Annotated in this window: 13 protein-coding genes; 7 read left to right on the top strand and 6 right to left on the bottom strand. The window is 47.8% G+C overall.

Going from position 1 to position 15,517, the window contains the following annotated elements; translation table 11 throughout:
- The first annotated feature begins 83 nt into the window (after positions 1–83).
- Positions 84–497: an NUDIX domain-containing protein gene (locus ACWP87_RS04280; RefSeq protein ID WP_014568955.1), complete on the top strand. Its 414-nt coding sequence runs from the start codon at positions 84–86 to the stop codon at positions 495–497.
- Positions 490–1,368: a DMT family transporter gene (locus tag ACWP87_RS04285; RefSeq protein ID WP_014568956.1), complete on the top strand. Its 879-nt coding sequence runs from the start codon at positions 490–492 to the stop codon at positions 1,366–1,368. Before ACWP87_RS04280 ends, ACWP87_RS04285 begins: the two co-directional genes overlap by 8 nt.
- A gap of 571 nt (positions 1,369–1,939) precedes the next feature.
- Here the strand turns inward: ACWP87_RS04285 and ACWP87_RS04290 are convergent.
- A complete protein-coding gene (locus ACWP87_RS04290) occupies positions 1,940–2,674 on the bottom strand; it encodes a hypothetical protein (protein WP_014568957.1) in 735 nt (244 codons plus the stop codon).
- Positions 2,675–3,102: 428 nt separating this feature from the next.
- Between ACWP87_RS04290 and ACWP87_RS04295 the strand changes: the two genes are divergently transcribed.
- The 4 genes from ACWP87_RS04295 to ACWP87_RS04310 all read left to right on the top strand — a co-directional run bounded on the left by ACWP87_RS04295 (position 3,103) and on the right by ACWP87_RS04310 (position 8,602).
- Positions 3,103–5,109 carry a DHH family phosphoesterase gene (locus ACWP87_RS04295; RefSeq protein ID WP_005687033.1) on the top strand — a complete coding sequence of 669 codons (2,007 nt, stop codon included), beginning with the start codon at positions 3,103–3,105 and terminating at the stop codon, positions 5,107–5,109.
- A gap of 16 nt (positions 5,110–5,125) precedes the next feature.
- A complete protein-coding gene (rplI, locus tag ACWP87_RS04300; RefSeq protein ID WP_005687035.1) occupies positions 5,126–5,581 on the top strand; it encodes a 50S ribosomal protein L9 in 456 nt (151 codons plus the stop codon).
- A gap of 409 nt (positions 5,582–5,990) precedes the next feature.
- Positions 5,991–7,376 (top strand): replicative DNA helicase, encoded by a 1,386-nt coding sequence (gene dnaB / locus ACWP87_RS04305; protein WP_005687037.1) that lies wholly within the window; start codon positions 5,991–5,993, stop codon positions 7,374–7,376.
- A gap of 62 nt (positions 7,377–7,438) precedes the next feature.
- The gene (locus ACWP87_RS04310) at positions 7,439–8,602 is read left to right on the top strand and encodes a hypothetical protein (RefSeq protein ID WP_005687040.1); all 1,164 of its coding nucleotides are present in this window, start codon (positions 7,439–7,441) and stop codon (positions 8,600–8,602) included.
- A gap of 121 nt (positions 8,603–8,723) precedes the next feature.
- On the opposite strand, the gene ACWP87_RS04315 is transcribed toward ACWP87_RS04310, so the two are convergent.
- The 5 genes from ACWP87_RS04315 to ACWP87_RS04335 all read right to left on the bottom strand — a co-directional run bounded on the left by ACWP87_RS04315 (position 8,724) and on the right by ACWP87_RS04335 (position 14,509).
- Positions 8,724–10,715, bottom strand: a complete 1,992-nt coding sequence (locus tag ACWP87_RS04315; protein WP_005687042.1) for a glucose PTS transporter subunit IIA — start codon at positions 10,713–10,715, stop codon at positions 8,724–8,726.
- Entirely contained in the window at positions 10,702–11,634 is a 933-nt protein-coding gene (gene murQ / locus ACWP87_RS04320; protein ID WP_005687044.1) for an N-acetylmuramic acid 6-phosphate etherase, read from the bottom strand. Before murQ ends, ACWP87_RS04315 begins: the two co-directional genes overlap by 14 nt.
- A gap of 40 nt (positions 11,635–11,674) precedes the next feature.
- A complete protein-coding gene (locus ACWP87_RS04325) occupies positions 11,675–12,721 on the bottom strand; it encodes a DUF871 domain-containing protein (RefSeq protein ID WP_005687045.1) in 1,047 nt (348 codons plus the stop codon).
- Positions 12,722–12,927: 206 nt separating this feature from the next.
- Positions 12,928–13,797, bottom strand: coding sequence for a MurR/RpiR family transcriptional regulator (locus ACWP87_RS04330; RefSeq protein WP_014568958.1), 870 nt, complete (start codon positions 13,795–13,797; stop codon positions 12,928–12,930).
- 106 nt (positions 13,798–13,903) lie between these two features.
- Complete coding sequence (locus tag ACWP87_RS04335) at positions 13,904–14,509, bottom strand: TetR/AcrR family transcriptional regulator (protein WP_005687049.1); 606 nt, start codon at positions 14,507–14,509, stop codon at positions 13,904–13,906.
- Positions 14,510–14,804: 295 nt separating this feature from the next.
- Here ACWP87_RS04335 and ACWP87_RS04340 point away from each other — a divergent pair, with 295 nt between their 5' ends.
- Positions 14,805–15,509 carry an ABC transporter ATP-binding protein gene (locus tag ACWP87_RS04340; protein ID WP_005687051.1) on the top strand — a complete coding sequence of 235 codons (705 nt, stop codon included), beginning with the start codon at positions 14,805–14,807 and terminating at the stop codon, positions 15,507–15,509.
- The last annotated feature ends 8 nt before the right edge of the window (positions 15,510–15,517 follow it).

Below are 15,517 nucleotides of genomic sequence, written 5' to 3' on the forward strand. Positions count from 1 at the left end.
CCTGAATATAAAAATCGTTGACCTGCCTGACTGTGAACGATACAATCAAACTCCGACTTTTAAAAATGAAGAGGTGATTTGATATGGTAAACGTTTACTTTGGCCCAATCCCGCAGAGGCCAGATTCGGTGCTGGTGTTGCAGTTTTATCATGGCAGACTCATTTGGGTACATAATGTGAAACGGAAATGGGAGCTGACCGGTGGTAAATTGGAGCCAGGCGAGACGGTTATTCAGGCGGCGGTTCGTGAGTCTTACGAAGAATCCGGCGCAATCGTCGAACCCAGTGCGATTTCGTCGTTGGGCTACTATGTTTTGCCAACCGGCCATGTAACGGCAGTTGTTCAAGCAGAGGTTTTACGTTTAGAGGCGATCCCGACGACTTCTGAAACCGATGATCGCCGCTTACTTTTTAAACCGGTACCGGATCCGGAACAATCTTTTCATGATCATATTTATCGGCAGATTTTTCAGCACATTGGGTGGCCCCATGAGTAAGCGGCGCGTGGGCTTGTTACTGAATCTTTTGTCAGTGGCAGTGATGGCAGTGACACCGGTGATGAACAAATGGTCGATGAACACCCTGTCGCCGCTAGCTGCAAGTTTTTATAACGCGCTTGTTTCACTCGTTTTGACTTTTATCACGATTGGCGCAACTCATACAAAATTGGTATGGGTGAAAAGCCCCGTTATTTGGGTATTAGGACTGACCAACTGTTTAGGCATTGTTTTGCAGTATTTGAGTCTTTTCTTTCTTGATCCGGTGAGTGTCGGATTGATTGGCCGCTTCTATATTGTTTTTGCAATTTTATTGTCTGTATTCTTGTTGCATGAGCGGTTTGATCGCCGAGAAATAGTGCCGATTGGGTTATGTATTGCCGGAACAGCGTTGGTATCCGATTTCTCCGGGCGTATGACTGACATGCTCGGACTGGTTTGTGCGTTTGGCTACACGTTTAGTTTTGCGTTAACCAACACGCTGGCGAAAAAGGCATTGGCGCGCGTCGATGAAAAAATTTTACTTTTGTACAACCAAGCAACCGCAGTGATCATACTCGGCATTGTTGCAGCCGGCAGTGGCAAGTTAGCTTTTTCGCCCAGTATGGGTATTGGTGCCGTTGCAGTCTCGGCTTTTTGCTCCGGATTTCTGGGTCTGCTGCTGTTTTACCGCGGGCTTAAGTTTATCTCATTTCGCGATGCCAATTTAATTCGCGCACTAAACCCAGTATTTGTTCTCGTATACTCATTACCTTTTTTCCGAATTCAAATGACGCCAGCGTTTATACTCGGCGGCGGATTGATTATCCTATCAATTGTCTGGATGCCTTTGCCGGTGAAAAAACGTCCGGCGATTGGGAAGGAAAACTGACAGTGAGGCCGCTATTTTTTGAAGTCATTTTTGCTAGGATTTTCTGAAAATTAACGTTAAATTGGGAAAACACGACGTTTATTTGGACGATGCCACAACTTCATAGAATTATTTTACACTAGGGATAGTAAGGGAAAAAGGTACCTAAAAAGCAGTTTAACAGAGCCAGCGGTTGTTGAACCGACTAGTCGTCTTGGAAGAAAAGACAGGCTCGATCTTGAAGAAGTTTAAGTTGGAAACAACAAAAATATATCTTTATTATTATGCTTGTCAGCAGGTAACTCGATCGGTCCGTCTCACAGTATGGTTGGGTTAGGTGTCACGTTTTTTGGAGGTGAATACTTATCGTTGATTTAAGGGAAGACATCATCGCTACTTGCGTCTTTACGGTATTTCTATTTTGCGTTGATTTAATCCTAAAGGCTCCGCTGCAGATTATTAGAAATCTGTTCACTGGGCTGCTTTTCTTTGTGATTATGTTACTAGTTCAATATTTATGCCGTAAAAAAACATGATGTTCATGAGGAGTCTCGAGGGGGTGACTGAACGATGGTTTCAAAAATCACTTGTCTCACAACGAAGCGTTAACGTGAAATCTTACGTTGTCGGATACTAATCGTTGATAATATCTTTTGTTAGATTTAATATCACCCCAAAGTTCAGCGTTGCGTTCATTGCTTAGATCAATGATTGAATAAGGTTGTTTTGCAAAGGGGATTGATTTGAAGAAAACCAAATAATGTTTATACGTGAAGGCAATGCTGTATGCAGCGGCCTTCTTTTTTCGAGGGTAGGAATGAACGTAACTGATTTTTGCGTTTGGGTATTTCTTTTTAAGTTTCCTCAATTGCCTTTTTGTTGGTCTATGGGTAAGAACTAAATGACGTTGCGGTTTTAAAAAGGGAACTCTTAGACGGAGAACTTGAGGAAAATCTAGTTTAATTACTTTTTCAATATTGTATTGTGTCCGTAACTTTGCAAGCTTTTTGTTTTTGGGAGAAGACAAAAAAAGAATTTGTTTAGAAGAATAACCAGGGTATCCATATAAGAATATTCCGATAATGGTTAATACCAAGATGGGGGAGAAAATAAGCACGAGGAAGAATACAAAGTACAAAATGTCTGACAGGCTTGCAAACATATCTCGCCAAATTAGTTCTCCCAGTAACATTAAACTTGCGTAGATTCCAACAACAACTCTGACAACTAATATGATTCTTTTTTCAAAGGGAATTGTCGTTAGCAAAACCATAGATTGGTGAATGATGCCAATGTAATCCTTGAAAGAAATATTTGAGACAAACAATACTAGCTCCCCCCTTTTTAAACGGAAATGATTCTCCTTATCGAATATATGACAATCTAGATTTAATTAATTGAATAGTCGCATCTTCGACTATTCAGATGATTTGTCCTGAAATCGCTACGCCGTAAAAGAAGTACAGTCTAAGGTTGATGTAACTCAAGTTAAGTGAATTCTAACATGAAATCGTCATTTCAGTACATTCAAGAATGTACAGAGTAAGACTAATAAAAATTGCCTGTCACGAACGGATAAGTTCTCCTAAACCCTTTGAAAACGGGAAAAGTCAGCTATTAAAGCGTCAAGGCCCAAATGAATCAGTTCCTGCGTGCTCTTTTACGTCCTTGCTGCCAGAATCCGCTTGCACAGTATGGTAGAATAGCTAAAGAAATCCTTAAGTATCTGCGCGAAGTGAAAGCGAGTTTTTCTATATGAAGAAATTGTTTGAACGGATCCGTATGCCTGAGTTCCTGGAAGACATGCGGATGCGGTATGCAGCGATTGCGATGGTTGTTTTGGCAGTCATCGGTATTTTAATTGGCGCGTTGATTCGGCCTTGGTTGGCTTTGTTGATGCTGCTGATTTTGATCAGTCTGGTGGCGACGATTTTTTATGCCCTTGAGACGATTGCCAAGAATACGAATCAGTATATTTCAGATCTCAGTTATCGGATTAAGCGCGGGGAACAAGAAGCGCTGATTAAAATGCCGATTGGGATCATGATTTATGATGAAGACTTGAATATCGAGTGGACAAATCCGTTTCTGCAGAAGTATTTTGGCGATACGGATGTGCTTGGGCAGCCGCTGGAAAAAGTCGATGCTGAATTGGCAGAACTCATTCGCAGCCATGAAGACACCAACGAAACCAAGATGGTGACATGGGGCCAGCATCAGTTCGAGATTATTGTCCAAAAGAGCATTGGCGTTGTTTATCTGATGGATATCACGCGTTATGCCGAGATTGAGGAGCGGGCCGAAGACGAGAAGATCGCGATTGGCCAGATTTTCATTGATAACTATGATGAAATCACCCAGACGATGGATGATCAGGTTGTCACCAACTTGAATAGTTACGTGACGAATCAACTGACAGATTGGGCCAATCAGTTTGGCATGTTCTTAAAGCGGATTGACAACGATCGCTTTTTCTTACTGGCTTATGCCAAATCATTACGTGATGTCGAACGGGATAAGTTTAAGATCTTGGACGTGATTCGGGAAGAAACCTCGAAGCAGAATTATCCATTGACGCTATCTGTCGGGATTGCATATGGCGATGAAGATTTGGCACAATTGGCCGTCACGTCGCAAAGCAACCTGGACTTGGCGCTGGGCCGCGGTGGCGATCAGGTCGTTGTGCGGGCAAAAGGACACGAGGCGCGCTTCTATGGTGGCAAGACCAACCCGATGGAGAAGCGGACGCGGGTACGTGCCCGGATGGTGGCGCAGGCCTTGCAAGAGCTGTTTAAGCAAACGGATAAAGTCTTCGTGGTTGGCCACAAACGGCCGGATATGGATGCGGTTGGAGCAGCCATGGGGATTCGCCGGATTGCCCAGATGAATGGCAAGGAGTGTTACATTGTCATTGACCCAGATCACCTGCATTCCGATGTCGAACGCTTAATGGGTCAGGTTGGTCAGGATCCGGAAGTTGCTAACGCCATTGTGACGCCGGAAGCAGCATTGTCACAGGCTACCGATCAGAGTTTGTTGATTCTGGTTGATCATAGCAAGCCATCGATTTCAGCCGCGCCTGATTTGTACAAACGTCTGGCTGCCCGCACCGTGATTATCGATCATCATCGACGCGGTGAGGAATTTCCGGACAATCCAATGTTGGTTTACATCGAACCGTATGCAAGCTCGACTTGTGAGCTGATTGCGGAAATGTTTGAATATCAGCCAACCAATGTGCCGAGTCTTGATAAGCTTGAAGCGACAGCGATGTTGGCCGGGATTACGGTTGACACTAAGTCGTTTAGCTTACGCACCGGAACCCGTACATTTGATGCCGCCAGTTATCTGCGCTCCATGGGGGCAGACGGGATGCTGGCTCAGAACCTGCTGAAAGAAAATATCGACAGCTTCATTCAGCGCAACCATTTGATTGATACAATTGAAATGATTGCCCCAAATATGGCACTATGTACTGGGGAAGAGGACAAGCGTTACGATCCGGTTATTGCGGCACAAGCGGCTGATACGATGCTGTCACTAAATGGTGTCGATGCCAGTTTTGTCATCACCAAACGGCCAAGCGGCGATGTCGGCATCTCTGCTCGCTCCACTGGGGATGTCAATGTACAGGTTATCATGGAAGCTATGGGCGGCGGTGGTCATTTGAGCAACGCCGCAACACAGATCAAAGGCAAAACCATCGCCGAAACGCGGACCGAATTGCTTGCCCAGATTAAGAAAGCAGACGAAGACGCATAGAAAGCAGGGATTAGTGATGAAAGTCATCTTTACACAAGACGTTCGTGGCAAAGGCAATCGCGGTCAGGTGAAAGAAGTGCCTGACGGGTATGCCGAGAACTTTTTGATTCGCAAGGGTTTAGCCAAGGCGGCAACTCCGCAAGCCATGAGCGCCTTGCGTGGCCAGCAGCGGCTTGAAGAAAAGAAAGAAGCCGAGAAGAAGGCCGAAGCTGAAGCAATTAAAGCCAAGATCGAAGACGACAAGACAGTTGTTCAGATCCAAAGCAAGGCCGGTGAGGATTCCCGATTGTTCGGTTCCATTCCTAGCAAGCAAATCGCAACCGCTTTGGACAAGCAGTATCAGATCAAGGTCGATAAGCGCAAAATCGACCTGAAGCAGCCAATTCGTTCGCTAGGATTCACCAATGTGATGGTCAACCTATTTCCTGGCATCGATGCGCGAATTCGCGTGCATGTGATTGAACAGAAATAATTTGTAGCAAGAAAGGGACTGCTTCGGCGGTTCTTTTTTTGTGAGCGCGAGCTGGCGCGGTTAGGGACCGGAGTGTAAGTGGCCTTGGTCGTGATGGCCGGGTTTTGGCCATTGCGACCAAGGTCCTTACACTCCGGTCCCTGCGCCGGGGAGCGCGTTATGGAGAAGTGCGAGTTGGCCCGGTTAGAAACCGGAGTGTAAGCGACCTCAGGCGTTATGGTTTGCGCCTGAGGTCCTTTCCTTACACGCGGACACCCGCGCCGGAGAACGCGTCAGATGACCGCTACCAATGTATCAATATATGATGAGCGATACAGATGTGCAAACGCTTGTTTCGGTCAGCATTTTAACGTAGACTGTTAGGGATAAGCGGTTAAAAATGAGCCGATTAAATTGAAGGAGGACGCGCATGGATAACCAGTTAATTGAACAGCAGCCGCCGCATAGTGATGAAGCGGAACGTGCCGTCCTTGGCGGTATTTTTCTGAATGCCGACACATTGCCGGATGCCCAGGAATACGTGACGGCAGATGACTTCTACAAAAAGTCGCATCGGCTGTTATTTCAGGCGATGACGGATTTACAGGATAATGGCACCGCGATTGATACGGTCACGGTGACGGATTATCTGGACAATCACAATCAATTGGATGACATTGGCGGAGCTGGCTACATTACCGACTTGGTGGCATCAACGCCGATTGCCAGCAATGTTGTGTATTATGCTAAAATTGTGCAGCAAAAAAGCACCTTGCGTAAGCTCATTAGCACCGCACAAAGCATTGCCAGCCGCAGTTATACGGAACAAGACGATGTTGAAGGGCTAGTTGAAGACGCCGAGTGCCAGATCATGGACGTCTCCGAGAATCGTAATCAGGCAGGGTTCAAGCAGATTAAAGATGTTTTGAATCAGGCGATGGCGCAGATCGATCAGCTCTATCAAAACGACCAAACCATCACAGGCTTGCCAACTGGTTTTCGCGACTTGGACAAGATTACAACCGGCCTGCATGAAGACGAAATGATTATTCTGGCGGCACGTCCGGCTGTCGGGAAAACCGCCTTTGCGTTAAACATTGCCCAAAATGTCGGGACGAAAACGGACAAGAGTGTGGCCATTTTCAGTTTGGAAATGGGGGCTGAACAACTGGTCAACCGGATGTTGTGTTCGGAAGGCAGCATTGACGCCAATCATTTGCGAACCGGCCAACTGAATGAAGAAGAATGGCAGAACCTGATTATTGCAATGGGGAGTCTGAGCAAGGCCAAGATTTATATGGATGACACCCCGGGGATCCGGATGGCCGAGATTCGTGCTAAGTGCCGGCGACTAGCCCGGGAACAAGGCGACTTGGGACTCATCATCATTGACTACTTGCAGCTGATTGAAGGCTCCGGCCAAGAAAATCGTCAACAGGAAGTCAGCGCGGTTTCACGACAGCTTAAGAAACTGGCCAAAGAATTACATGTGCCCGTTATCGCTCTATCGCAGTTGAGTCGTGGTGTGGAACAGCGGCAAGACAAGCGCCCGGTTCTGAGCGATATTCGTGAATCCGGCTCCATCGAACAGGATGCCGATATTGTCGCGTTCCTATACCGTGACGATTATTATCGCGATGCAGAAGGCGATGACGACGACGATCAAGACAGCGGCGATGAGGGTGATGACAATGTTGGTGAAGTTGAAGTCATCATTGAGAAGAACCGTTCTGGTCCGCGGGGGACGGTTAAACTGCTATTTGTGAAATCGTACAATAAATTCACAAATATCGCCTATAATGGCCCGGATCAGTAAATTGTATTTAGAAGATTGGACAAACAACGACCATTGACGAACAAGAAAGTGAGGGATGCCGCATGGATGCCATTTTAATGAGTTTAATGACAGCACTCAATGAACACCTGCTGATCAACGTTTACCAGCGTGATACCGATGATTTTTACACTGGATATGTGCAGGTACTGGGTCACGATGCGGTTGTTCTGGGAACTTATAACGATTCAGGGATTGCGGATGGCTGTGCTTTGATTGCCTTTTCAGCGATTGATCAGGTGGAATTTGCCGGGGATGATCTCGACAACATGAATTTTCGGATTGACTTGGCACAGTCGGAGCATTTTTTGACACTTCAAGGGAAAGAAACGCCGTACAAGTTTGACGCCACCAAGAGTTTGATCTGGCAATTGGCGCAGCAGGCAAAAGCAAGCGGGCAGATGATCATGGTGGTTGTTGCTGACGATGACGCTTATCTCGAGGGCCGGGTCACCGCGGTGGCAGATGATCGCTTTAGTATGGCGATTTTCAACAAGTTTAACTATACGGATGTCCGTGCCTTGCAAGTCGACTTTTCCGATATTTTAGTGATGGAATTTCACGGCTTGGATTTGAAGCTGGAAACCGAGCTAGTCCGCAAGCGCGATCAACTACACCACGTCCCGACCAAGCTGTATCAAAACGACGGTCAACTTGAAGGGGTGTTTCAGAATGCTTTGGCAGAGAATCGGTTGATCTCGGTGGTGCCAAAAGGGCCTGAGGATCAGTTCTTCGTCGGGCGCGTCAAAGCGGTTAATGAGCATGTGGTTGTCCTCAGCCTCAAGGATATGGCGGGCCAGTTTGGCGGCTACATTCTGATGACCCTACCAAGTATTCAAAATGTGGCCACCGCATCGGATTATTTGCAGACGATCGGCTTTTACGAGCAGTGGGACCAAACCCATCATTTCAGCCAGCAGCCAGTGTTAAATGCTGATCGGGAATTCGACCCTAACGATAATCTGGTTAAGGCGATCATCTCCGAGGCAGCCGGGTTTGAACGGGTGGTACGCATCAAGGTTGCGGATAGTGATGAGCATTTTCTGGGCTATCCGGAACACGTTGACGAAACCGACTTCGACTTGAATCTGGTTGGCCCAGACAGCGGTGAAACGGTTCGCATTCGTTACGGACAGATTCGTGAGATTGCATTCGGGCATATTTTTGCTTATCTGCAAGAGGCACAGTTGAAAAATGCTGACCGTTAATGGCAGTTTGTTAACGGTACGGATGTTGGTGGTTTGAATATCGGTGTGGGGCAATCAAAAAAGCATGGTTTTCACGGTTAAAGTGAAAATCATGCTTTTTATTTGCTACCGATTTGCACCACTATTTGCTAGTAACGGTAAGAACATCATCGCCCGCTGTGGTGGTCCGCGGGGTGAAGTCGGTTAATGATGCGACGTGATCCATGTTGGTAATGATGGTCATCACCGTTGTCTTTTTGCCCGCGGCTTGAACAGCGGCTAAGTCCATGGTGGCGATTGGCTGACCGGCTGTGACCGTGTCTTGATCCTTAACGCTGAAGGTGAACGGTGCGCCGTTGAGTTCAACGGTGTCTAGGCCCATGTGAACCAGAATTTCCAAGCCGGTTGCGGTTGTCATGGTCCACGCGTGCTTGGATGGCATCACACTAACGATGGTGCCGGATACTGGGGCGACAATCGTCCCGGATGTCGGTTCAACTGCGAAGCCATCACCGACCATTTTTTGAGAAAAAACGTCATCTTCAACGGCGGAAAGTGTTTCTAATTGACCGGTGGCCGGTGCGACAAATTCGGTGGTGCCAGATTGAGTGGTAACAGGGGTTGCAGTTGGTTGGTTGACCGGTTCAGGTTGCGGGGTAGCTGTTTCGATGACCGTGCCGTCAGCTGTGGTTGCGACCATCGCACTCTTAGGAACCCCGAAGAAGTAGGTGGCGATGAATCCGCCCACGTATGAAGCTAAAAGGCCAAAGACATAACCCAGCCACTGGTGGTTAGCGATCAACGGGATAAGCGCTGCTCCGGATGGCCCGATGGTGATCGCACCGACATTGCCAAACAGTCCGATGACCGCACCGCCAATGCCGCCGCCCACACAAGCGGTGATAAATGGCCGTCCAAGTGGCAGACTGACCCCGTAAATAAGCGGTTCGCCAACGCCGAGAATTCCGACTGGCAAGGCACCTTTAATCAAACGGGTTAGTTGCTTATTTTTGCGGCACTTGATCCACAAGGCTAACGCAGCACCGACTTGGCCGCCGCCTGCCATTGCCAGAATCGGCAGCAAGGCGGTAAACCCGAGATTTTTGATCATTTCTAAATGGATCGGCGTGAGAATCTGGTGTAATCCCAACATGACCATTGGCAAGAAGGCAAGGCCCAAAACAAATCCTGAGAACGGACCGCCGACTTGAAGAATCCAGTTGATCGAGCCGACCAGTGACGTTGAAAGCCAGCCGGCAAATGGCATAATCAGGAAAATCGTCAGCACCCCGATGGACAGCAGACTCAGCATCGGCGTGAAAATAATATCGATGGCATCAGGAATGAAGCGATGCAGTTGCTTTTCAACCAGTGAAAGCAGCCAAACTGCGAAGATAACGCCGATGATGCCGCCTTGGCCAGCTGCTAGCGGTTGGTGGGTGAAGATGTTGGTGATGGTCACGGGCGCAACAACCCCTGGCAGGTAAATCAGTCCGCCGACAATCCCGCCAAGCCCGGCTGTGGCGCCAAATTCCGTTGCGGCATTGATTCCGACATAAATATTCAAGAAAGTGAAAAGACCGCCGTTGATAACTTTTAATACCGTGATGAATTCGGTCCAACTTTTCGGTAGATCACCAGCAGCCATCATGTTGACCAGAATGCCGGCAACCCCGGAAATTAAACCAGCGCCGACAAATGCCGGGATTAACGGAATGAAAATGGCGGAGATGTGCTTCAAAGCGGCTCGCCACCACGTTTGTTTCAGTGCGGCTTTGTGAGCGGCATGAACTTCGGCGGCCTTGGCTTCAACCGCAGACTTGTTATCTTGATGGTCATTGCCAACCGAAGCACTTCCCGGAAAAGGATCACCTAAGCCAACGCCGACTTTTGCGACCATGGCCTGCGCGACTTTATTAACGGTTCCCGGGCCGACAATGACTTGTAAGGTTTCTTCCTGAACGACACCAAGGACGCCGGGAACTTTTTTCAAGCCTGCGACATTGACCTTGGCTTCGTCTTTAATGGTCATCCGAACTCGGGTCATGCAGTGGATTAATTTTGCGACGTTTTGTGGGCCACCCACCTGTGCGTAGATGCCGTCCCCCATTGCTTGATACTTATCTTGCCCCATCTTCTGTTTCCTCCTGACTTAACGCAACGGCTTTACTAATGAAGCCATTTGCTTGATTGAGTAATGTTTGTGCGGTGGTGCTAGGTTGATTCGTTAAGATCATGACGATGGCTAATTTGACATGGCGATTCGCCGCTTCAAAGGCTGTTTGTGCGGTTTTGGCATCGCATCCGGTTGCCTGCTGAATAATGCGCTGACTGCGGACAACCAGTTTTTCGTTGGTGGGCTGAACATCGACCATAAGATTCTTATAGACTTTGCCGATGCCCACCATCGCACCGGTTGACAGCATGTTCAAAACCAGTTTCTGCGCGGTGCCAGCCTTCAAGCGGGTGGAACCGGTTAAGACTTCCGGACCGGCTGGCACCTCGATGGCAATCTGAGCATGCTGGCTGATCGCGGCGTTATGGTTGCAGGCTAGGCTGACAGTAGCGGCGCCGATGGATTGCGCATAGTCTAGCCCGCCAATGACATACGGCGTCCGGCCACTGGCGGCAATGCCAACGACCGTATCGTTTTTAGTTAATTGACGTTCTTTTAGATCAGACTGGCCAAGCGCAACCGAATCCTCCGCGCCTTCAACGGCAACGGTCATCGCCTTCATACCGCCAGCAATCAGTCCTTGAACCATTTCTGGAGCGGTGCCAAAAGTCGGGACACATTCAGCCGCGTCCAATACCCCAAGACGTCCGCTAGTTCCGGCACCGATATAGAAAAGCCGGCCACCGCGTTTGAAAGAAGTCGTGATCGTTTCAATTGCGGCCTCAATCGCAGGTAAAGCATGGCTAACACTCTGCGCAACGGTTTGATCTTCGGCATTCATGACCGTGACAAAATCATGAACACTCATGGTATCAAGTTGCATCGTCTTTTCATTACGGGTTTCAGTGGTCATTTGGTCTAAGTTAATGGTCGTCATGTTAAGGTCCTCTTTCTTTGTGAGCGCGAGCCAGCGCACATCATGATATTTTGAATCGAATCGCCTGATGCGGTCCGATTTGATCAAGTAACGGTAAATTAGATGGTTCAATTTTGCCAATCACATTCACCCGTGGATCGGCTGGTAAGTCGCAGCGCGTCAGCTGAAGCTCACCGGCATAGCGACCATACGCGCTATTATCAAGCGTGATGCTGCCGCGGGGACGGGGATCGGTTTGTGCCGGTTGTGGCGTGGCAAAAATGTGTTCCAGCCGAGCCTCGGCCAAGCGCACGACTTTTTGCGCGATGTCCGGGCGGCTATGCCATGTTAGGTGGAGCAGGCGTTCATCGTCAGTCTGCACCTGGATTAAAAGTACCTGGTCGTGGACATATGCCTGAAACGCGGCAATACTACGCGGGCTGAGTTGCGGATCGCCGACATAAACATGGTCGATCGCCAGTTGCCTGAGTTCCAGATAGGCAGCAAGCGGAAGTAAGCCACGGTGAGCTTCAAGTGTTGGTAAACCAGCGAATAAAGGTCCGCGTTGTTGCGCATCGCCGGAAATAAATGCCATGGTTTTAAACCCAAGTGCGTGCAGCCATTTATTTTTTTGCGCAAACCATGCCGGATCCAGTCCGGTTTCCGGTCGTGGATAAAAGTTGTGCCAGGCTTCGATATGGCGCAGATTGGCCTTAGCGTTGGCAAGCTGATCAATCATGCAAGCGGAAAGTGTGCTGGCATTGAGCGCAATCGCCATGGTGTGTGACAACGCGGCTACCGTGGTCATGTCAATGCCGTCATCAATCCGCAAACCGTCTAATCCCAACGCTTGAATTGCTTTTCCGTCGTGCAGTGCGATGCCCAAGCGTTGCAAACTTGCAGCAGAGACATCTGCCATAATTGTCAGTCCGAGTTGATGACAATTGGCAACCAATTGATCCAAACGCTGGCGGATGATTTCCGGTTTGGCTTCGGATAATTGCAATGAGGTAAAGACCCCAGTGAATCCGGCTTGCTGCATCTGTTTCAGATAAGCGGCTTGCTGTTCGGTTGCCGAATCATTTAAATAGCAGGAAAACCCGATCATCTCAATTCCTCCATCAAGAAACGCCCGTAGAAGCCGTTAGTGGTTTGCGGGCAAGTGTCGATCAATAGCGAAAATCTGAAAGCCCTTTCGTGAACTTAGCGTACATGATCTTTGATGATATTTCAACATATTTCTAAATTATTTGAAATAAAGTTTCAAAAGGGAGTAAAAAATAACGCACCGTTGGCCGGTACGTAAAGGCATGATCATTTGAAACCGTGCCGCATGAATTCTTTATACGCTGTGACTGCCGCCTTGGAATCATCGGTTTGCTTCTTAGCGGCATCGTAGTAACGGCTAACGTAAGCGTAATATAAAATATCAATTAACATAAACTGGGCATGGAGGGATTGCGTCGCGGCAAAACGATTGGGCGCCTCCATCGGCTGTGACGTTTGAATCACGATATCGGCATAATGGGTGAGGGCGTTACTGCCAAGTTTGGTCGTGGCGATTACCGGTAAACCGGCTTTCTTAGCTAATTTGGCCCCTAAGACAGCCTCGGGTGATTCGCCGGAATTGGAGATGAACCACGTGAGCGTATGCTTCGGATCGGCAGTGGCCGCGACTGGCAGGAAAAGGTTTAAATCATCGCTAAAGTGGCAAGCATAACCCAGCCGGCTCCATTTCTGAGCGATGTTTTGTACGGATAGATAAGAAGCACCAACGCCGAATAGCAGGATTTGGCGACTACGGTGAATCAAATCAATAATAGTTTGAACCGTGTTTTCGTTAATCTGATCAACTGTTTCGGCTAAAGAGCGGGATGCATTGGTTTTCAACTTGGCTTTGATCGTCGTCAGGCTTTCATTTTTTTGAATTTCCTGATGATCGATTTCACCGACTTCGCCATTCAAATCGGCGGCTAATTGCATTTTTAATTCGTTATAGCCGTTAAATTGCAAACGCTGGGCTGCTCGACTGACAGTGGCCGGGCTTGTTCCGGCGGCTTTGGCCAATTCATAAACACTCATGGTCAACACGTCTTGCGTATGGTTTAAAACATAGTCGACAATTTTCTTTTCCGCTTCCGAAAGTTCTCCGCGGGTACTTTGGTAGTTGCCTTCAACACTCATGCTAGCCTCCTTGAATCATCATCATAGTGTTGCCGATCACTTAGGCCGGCAAACCATTATGGCATGAATAAACGGTGCTGCCAATGGACGCGGCGTTAATGAACGGTTATTTTTCCAGCGCCAATAATTGGTACGGCGATAGAAAGCGGGTTTTCATCAAAATATCGACAATTTCTGCTTCCGAGCGCGGGTTCGTTTCATTTAACCACAATTGGATAATATCAATGATGCCATACACGATGATCTGACTGACGTAAGGGTCGGGGATGTCGTGGATAAAATGCGCTTCACCTTTCAATTCAGCGAGGTGACCAAGAATTTTATCCCGTAAAAGTTTGGCGATTCGGCCTAAAAAGCTTGGATCACCTGCTGGACTGAGCAGAAACTGGCATAGATCACGCTGTTGGTTAATTAAATGCACCATGTTGACCATCAATGGAGATCGCTGGCCGGTAGCAAGGGTGCTGGGATCCATCGAAGTGTCCATCCCGAAGTCCAGACAATCGGTGAATTCATTAAGCAACGCGGCTTCGGTTTTAGCCACCAGATCGTCTTTATCGAGATAGTGCAAATAGAAAGTCCCGCGACTGATTCCGCTTGCTCTAGTGAGATCGGCAACTGAAACCTTTGCTAACGTTTTTTTACGCCCTACAGCAATCAAAGAACGAACGAGGGCCTGTTTGGTTTGCGCAGTTTGTTCGGCTTTCTTCATGATCTCGCTCCTTTATACAACCGTTTAACATTCAAGTTGGTTTTAAAGATGATTAACACGATGTTCATCATAAACCATTTTGGTAGGGAATACAAAGATTATTGAGCGACTTCATTTTAAGATTGCCTATATGCTGGTTTATACGTGAATGAGTCGGTATGTCAACGGCCTGCGTAGAAATGTCACTGAACACATCTGAAAAAATTGCCTATAGTTTCCTGAGCGTGGCGGGTTTAAGCTGTTTTTGTAAGATGATTAACACGATGTTCATAATTATTTTTTGGAGGTCATCGGCATGGCAAAATTTATCACGGTAAAAGATGAAACCAGACAATATGGCTCAGGTGAAAGTACTGTTTATGCCAATCATAATGTTTCGTTTGAAATCAATTCAGGTGAGATCACCGTCATTTTAGGGGCTTCAGGTGCAGGCAAATCAACTTTGCTGAATATTCTGGGCGGGATGGATAAAACCACCAGTGGTCAGGTCACAGTGGTAGGTGAGAACATTTCTCAATATGATGCGCGGCAGTTGACAACATTTCGGCGAGAGCAGGTTGGGTTTGTCTTCCAATTCTACAACCTGGTACCGAACTTAACCGCACTGGAAAATGTTGAACTAGCCAGCGAAATTGCGCCGGACGCATTAGATCCGCAAAAGACGTTGGTGGACGTCGGGTTAGGCAAAAGAATGAATAACTTCCCAGCTCAGCTTTCCGGTGGGGAACAACAGCGGGTGGCGATTGCGCGGGCGATTGCCAAGAACCCGTCACTGTTATTGGCGGATGAGCCAACCGGGGCGCTGGATTATAAGACCGGGAAAAGCATTTTGAAACTTTTTGAAGACTTTTCCCACCAAACTGATAAGAACGTCATTATTGTGACGCATAACTCGTTGATTAAGCCCATGGCCGATCACGTCATTGAGATCCATGATGGCGAGGTCAAAGATGACTATCACAATGATCAGCCCACACCGGTCGAACAATTGAAATGGTAGGTGACACA

This window comes from Lacticaseibacillus sp. 22 (genome assembly GCF_055413445.1).

What these genes read in the sequence shown, in the direction of transcription:
- ACWP87_RS04280 (WP_014568955.1), top strand. Translation starts at nt 84, where the DNA reads ATGGTAAACGTTTACTTTGGCCCAATCCCGCAGAGGCCAGATTCGGTG.
- ACWP87_RS04285 (WP_014568956.1), top strand. Translation starts at nt 490, where the DNA reads ATGAGTAAGCGGCGCGTGGGCTTGTTACTGAATCTTTTGTCAGTGGCA.
- ACWP87_RS04295 (WP_005687033.1), top strand. Translation starts at nt 3,103, where the DNA reads ATGAAGAAATTGTTTGAACGGATCCGTATGCCTGAGTTCCTGGAAGAC.
- rplI (WP_005687035.1), top strand. Translation starts at nt 5,126, where the DNA reads ATGAAAGTCATCTTTACACAAGACGTTCGTGGCAAAGGCAATCGCGGT.
- dnaB (WP_005687037.1), top strand. Translation starts at nt 5,991, where the DNA reads ATGGATAACCAGTTAATTGAACAGCAGCCGCCGCATAGTGATGAAGCG.
- ACWP87_RS04310 (WP_005687040.1), top strand. Translation starts at nt 7,439, where the DNA reads ATGGATGCCATTTTAATGAGTTTAATGACAGCACTCAATGAACACCTG.
- ACWP87_RS04315 (WP_005687042.1), bottom strand. Translation starts at nt 10,715, where the DNA reads ATGGGGCAAGATAAGTATCAAGCAATGGGGGACGGCATCTACGCACAG.
- murQ (WP_005687044.1), bottom strand. Translation starts at nt 11,634, where the DNA reads ATGACGACCATTAACTTAGACCAAATGACCACTGAAACCCGTAATGAA.
- ACWP87_RS04325 (WP_005687045.1), bottom strand. Translation starts at nt 12,721, where the DNA reads ATGATCGGGTTTTCCTGCTATTTAAATGATTCGGCAACCGAACAGCAA.
- ACWP87_RS04330 (WP_014568958.1), bottom strand. Translation starts at nt 13,797, where the DNA reads ATGAGTGTTGAAGGCAACTACCAAAGTACCCGCGGAGAACTTTCGGAA.
- ACWP87_RS04335 (WP_005687049.1), bottom strand. Translation starts at nt 14,509, where the DNA reads ATGAAGAAAGCCGAACAAACTGCGCAAACCAAACAGGCCCTCGTTCGT.
- ACWP87_RS04340 (WP_005687051.1), top strand. Translation starts at nt 14,805, where the DNA reads ATGGCAAAATTTATCACGGTAAAAGATGAAACCAGACAATATGGCTCA.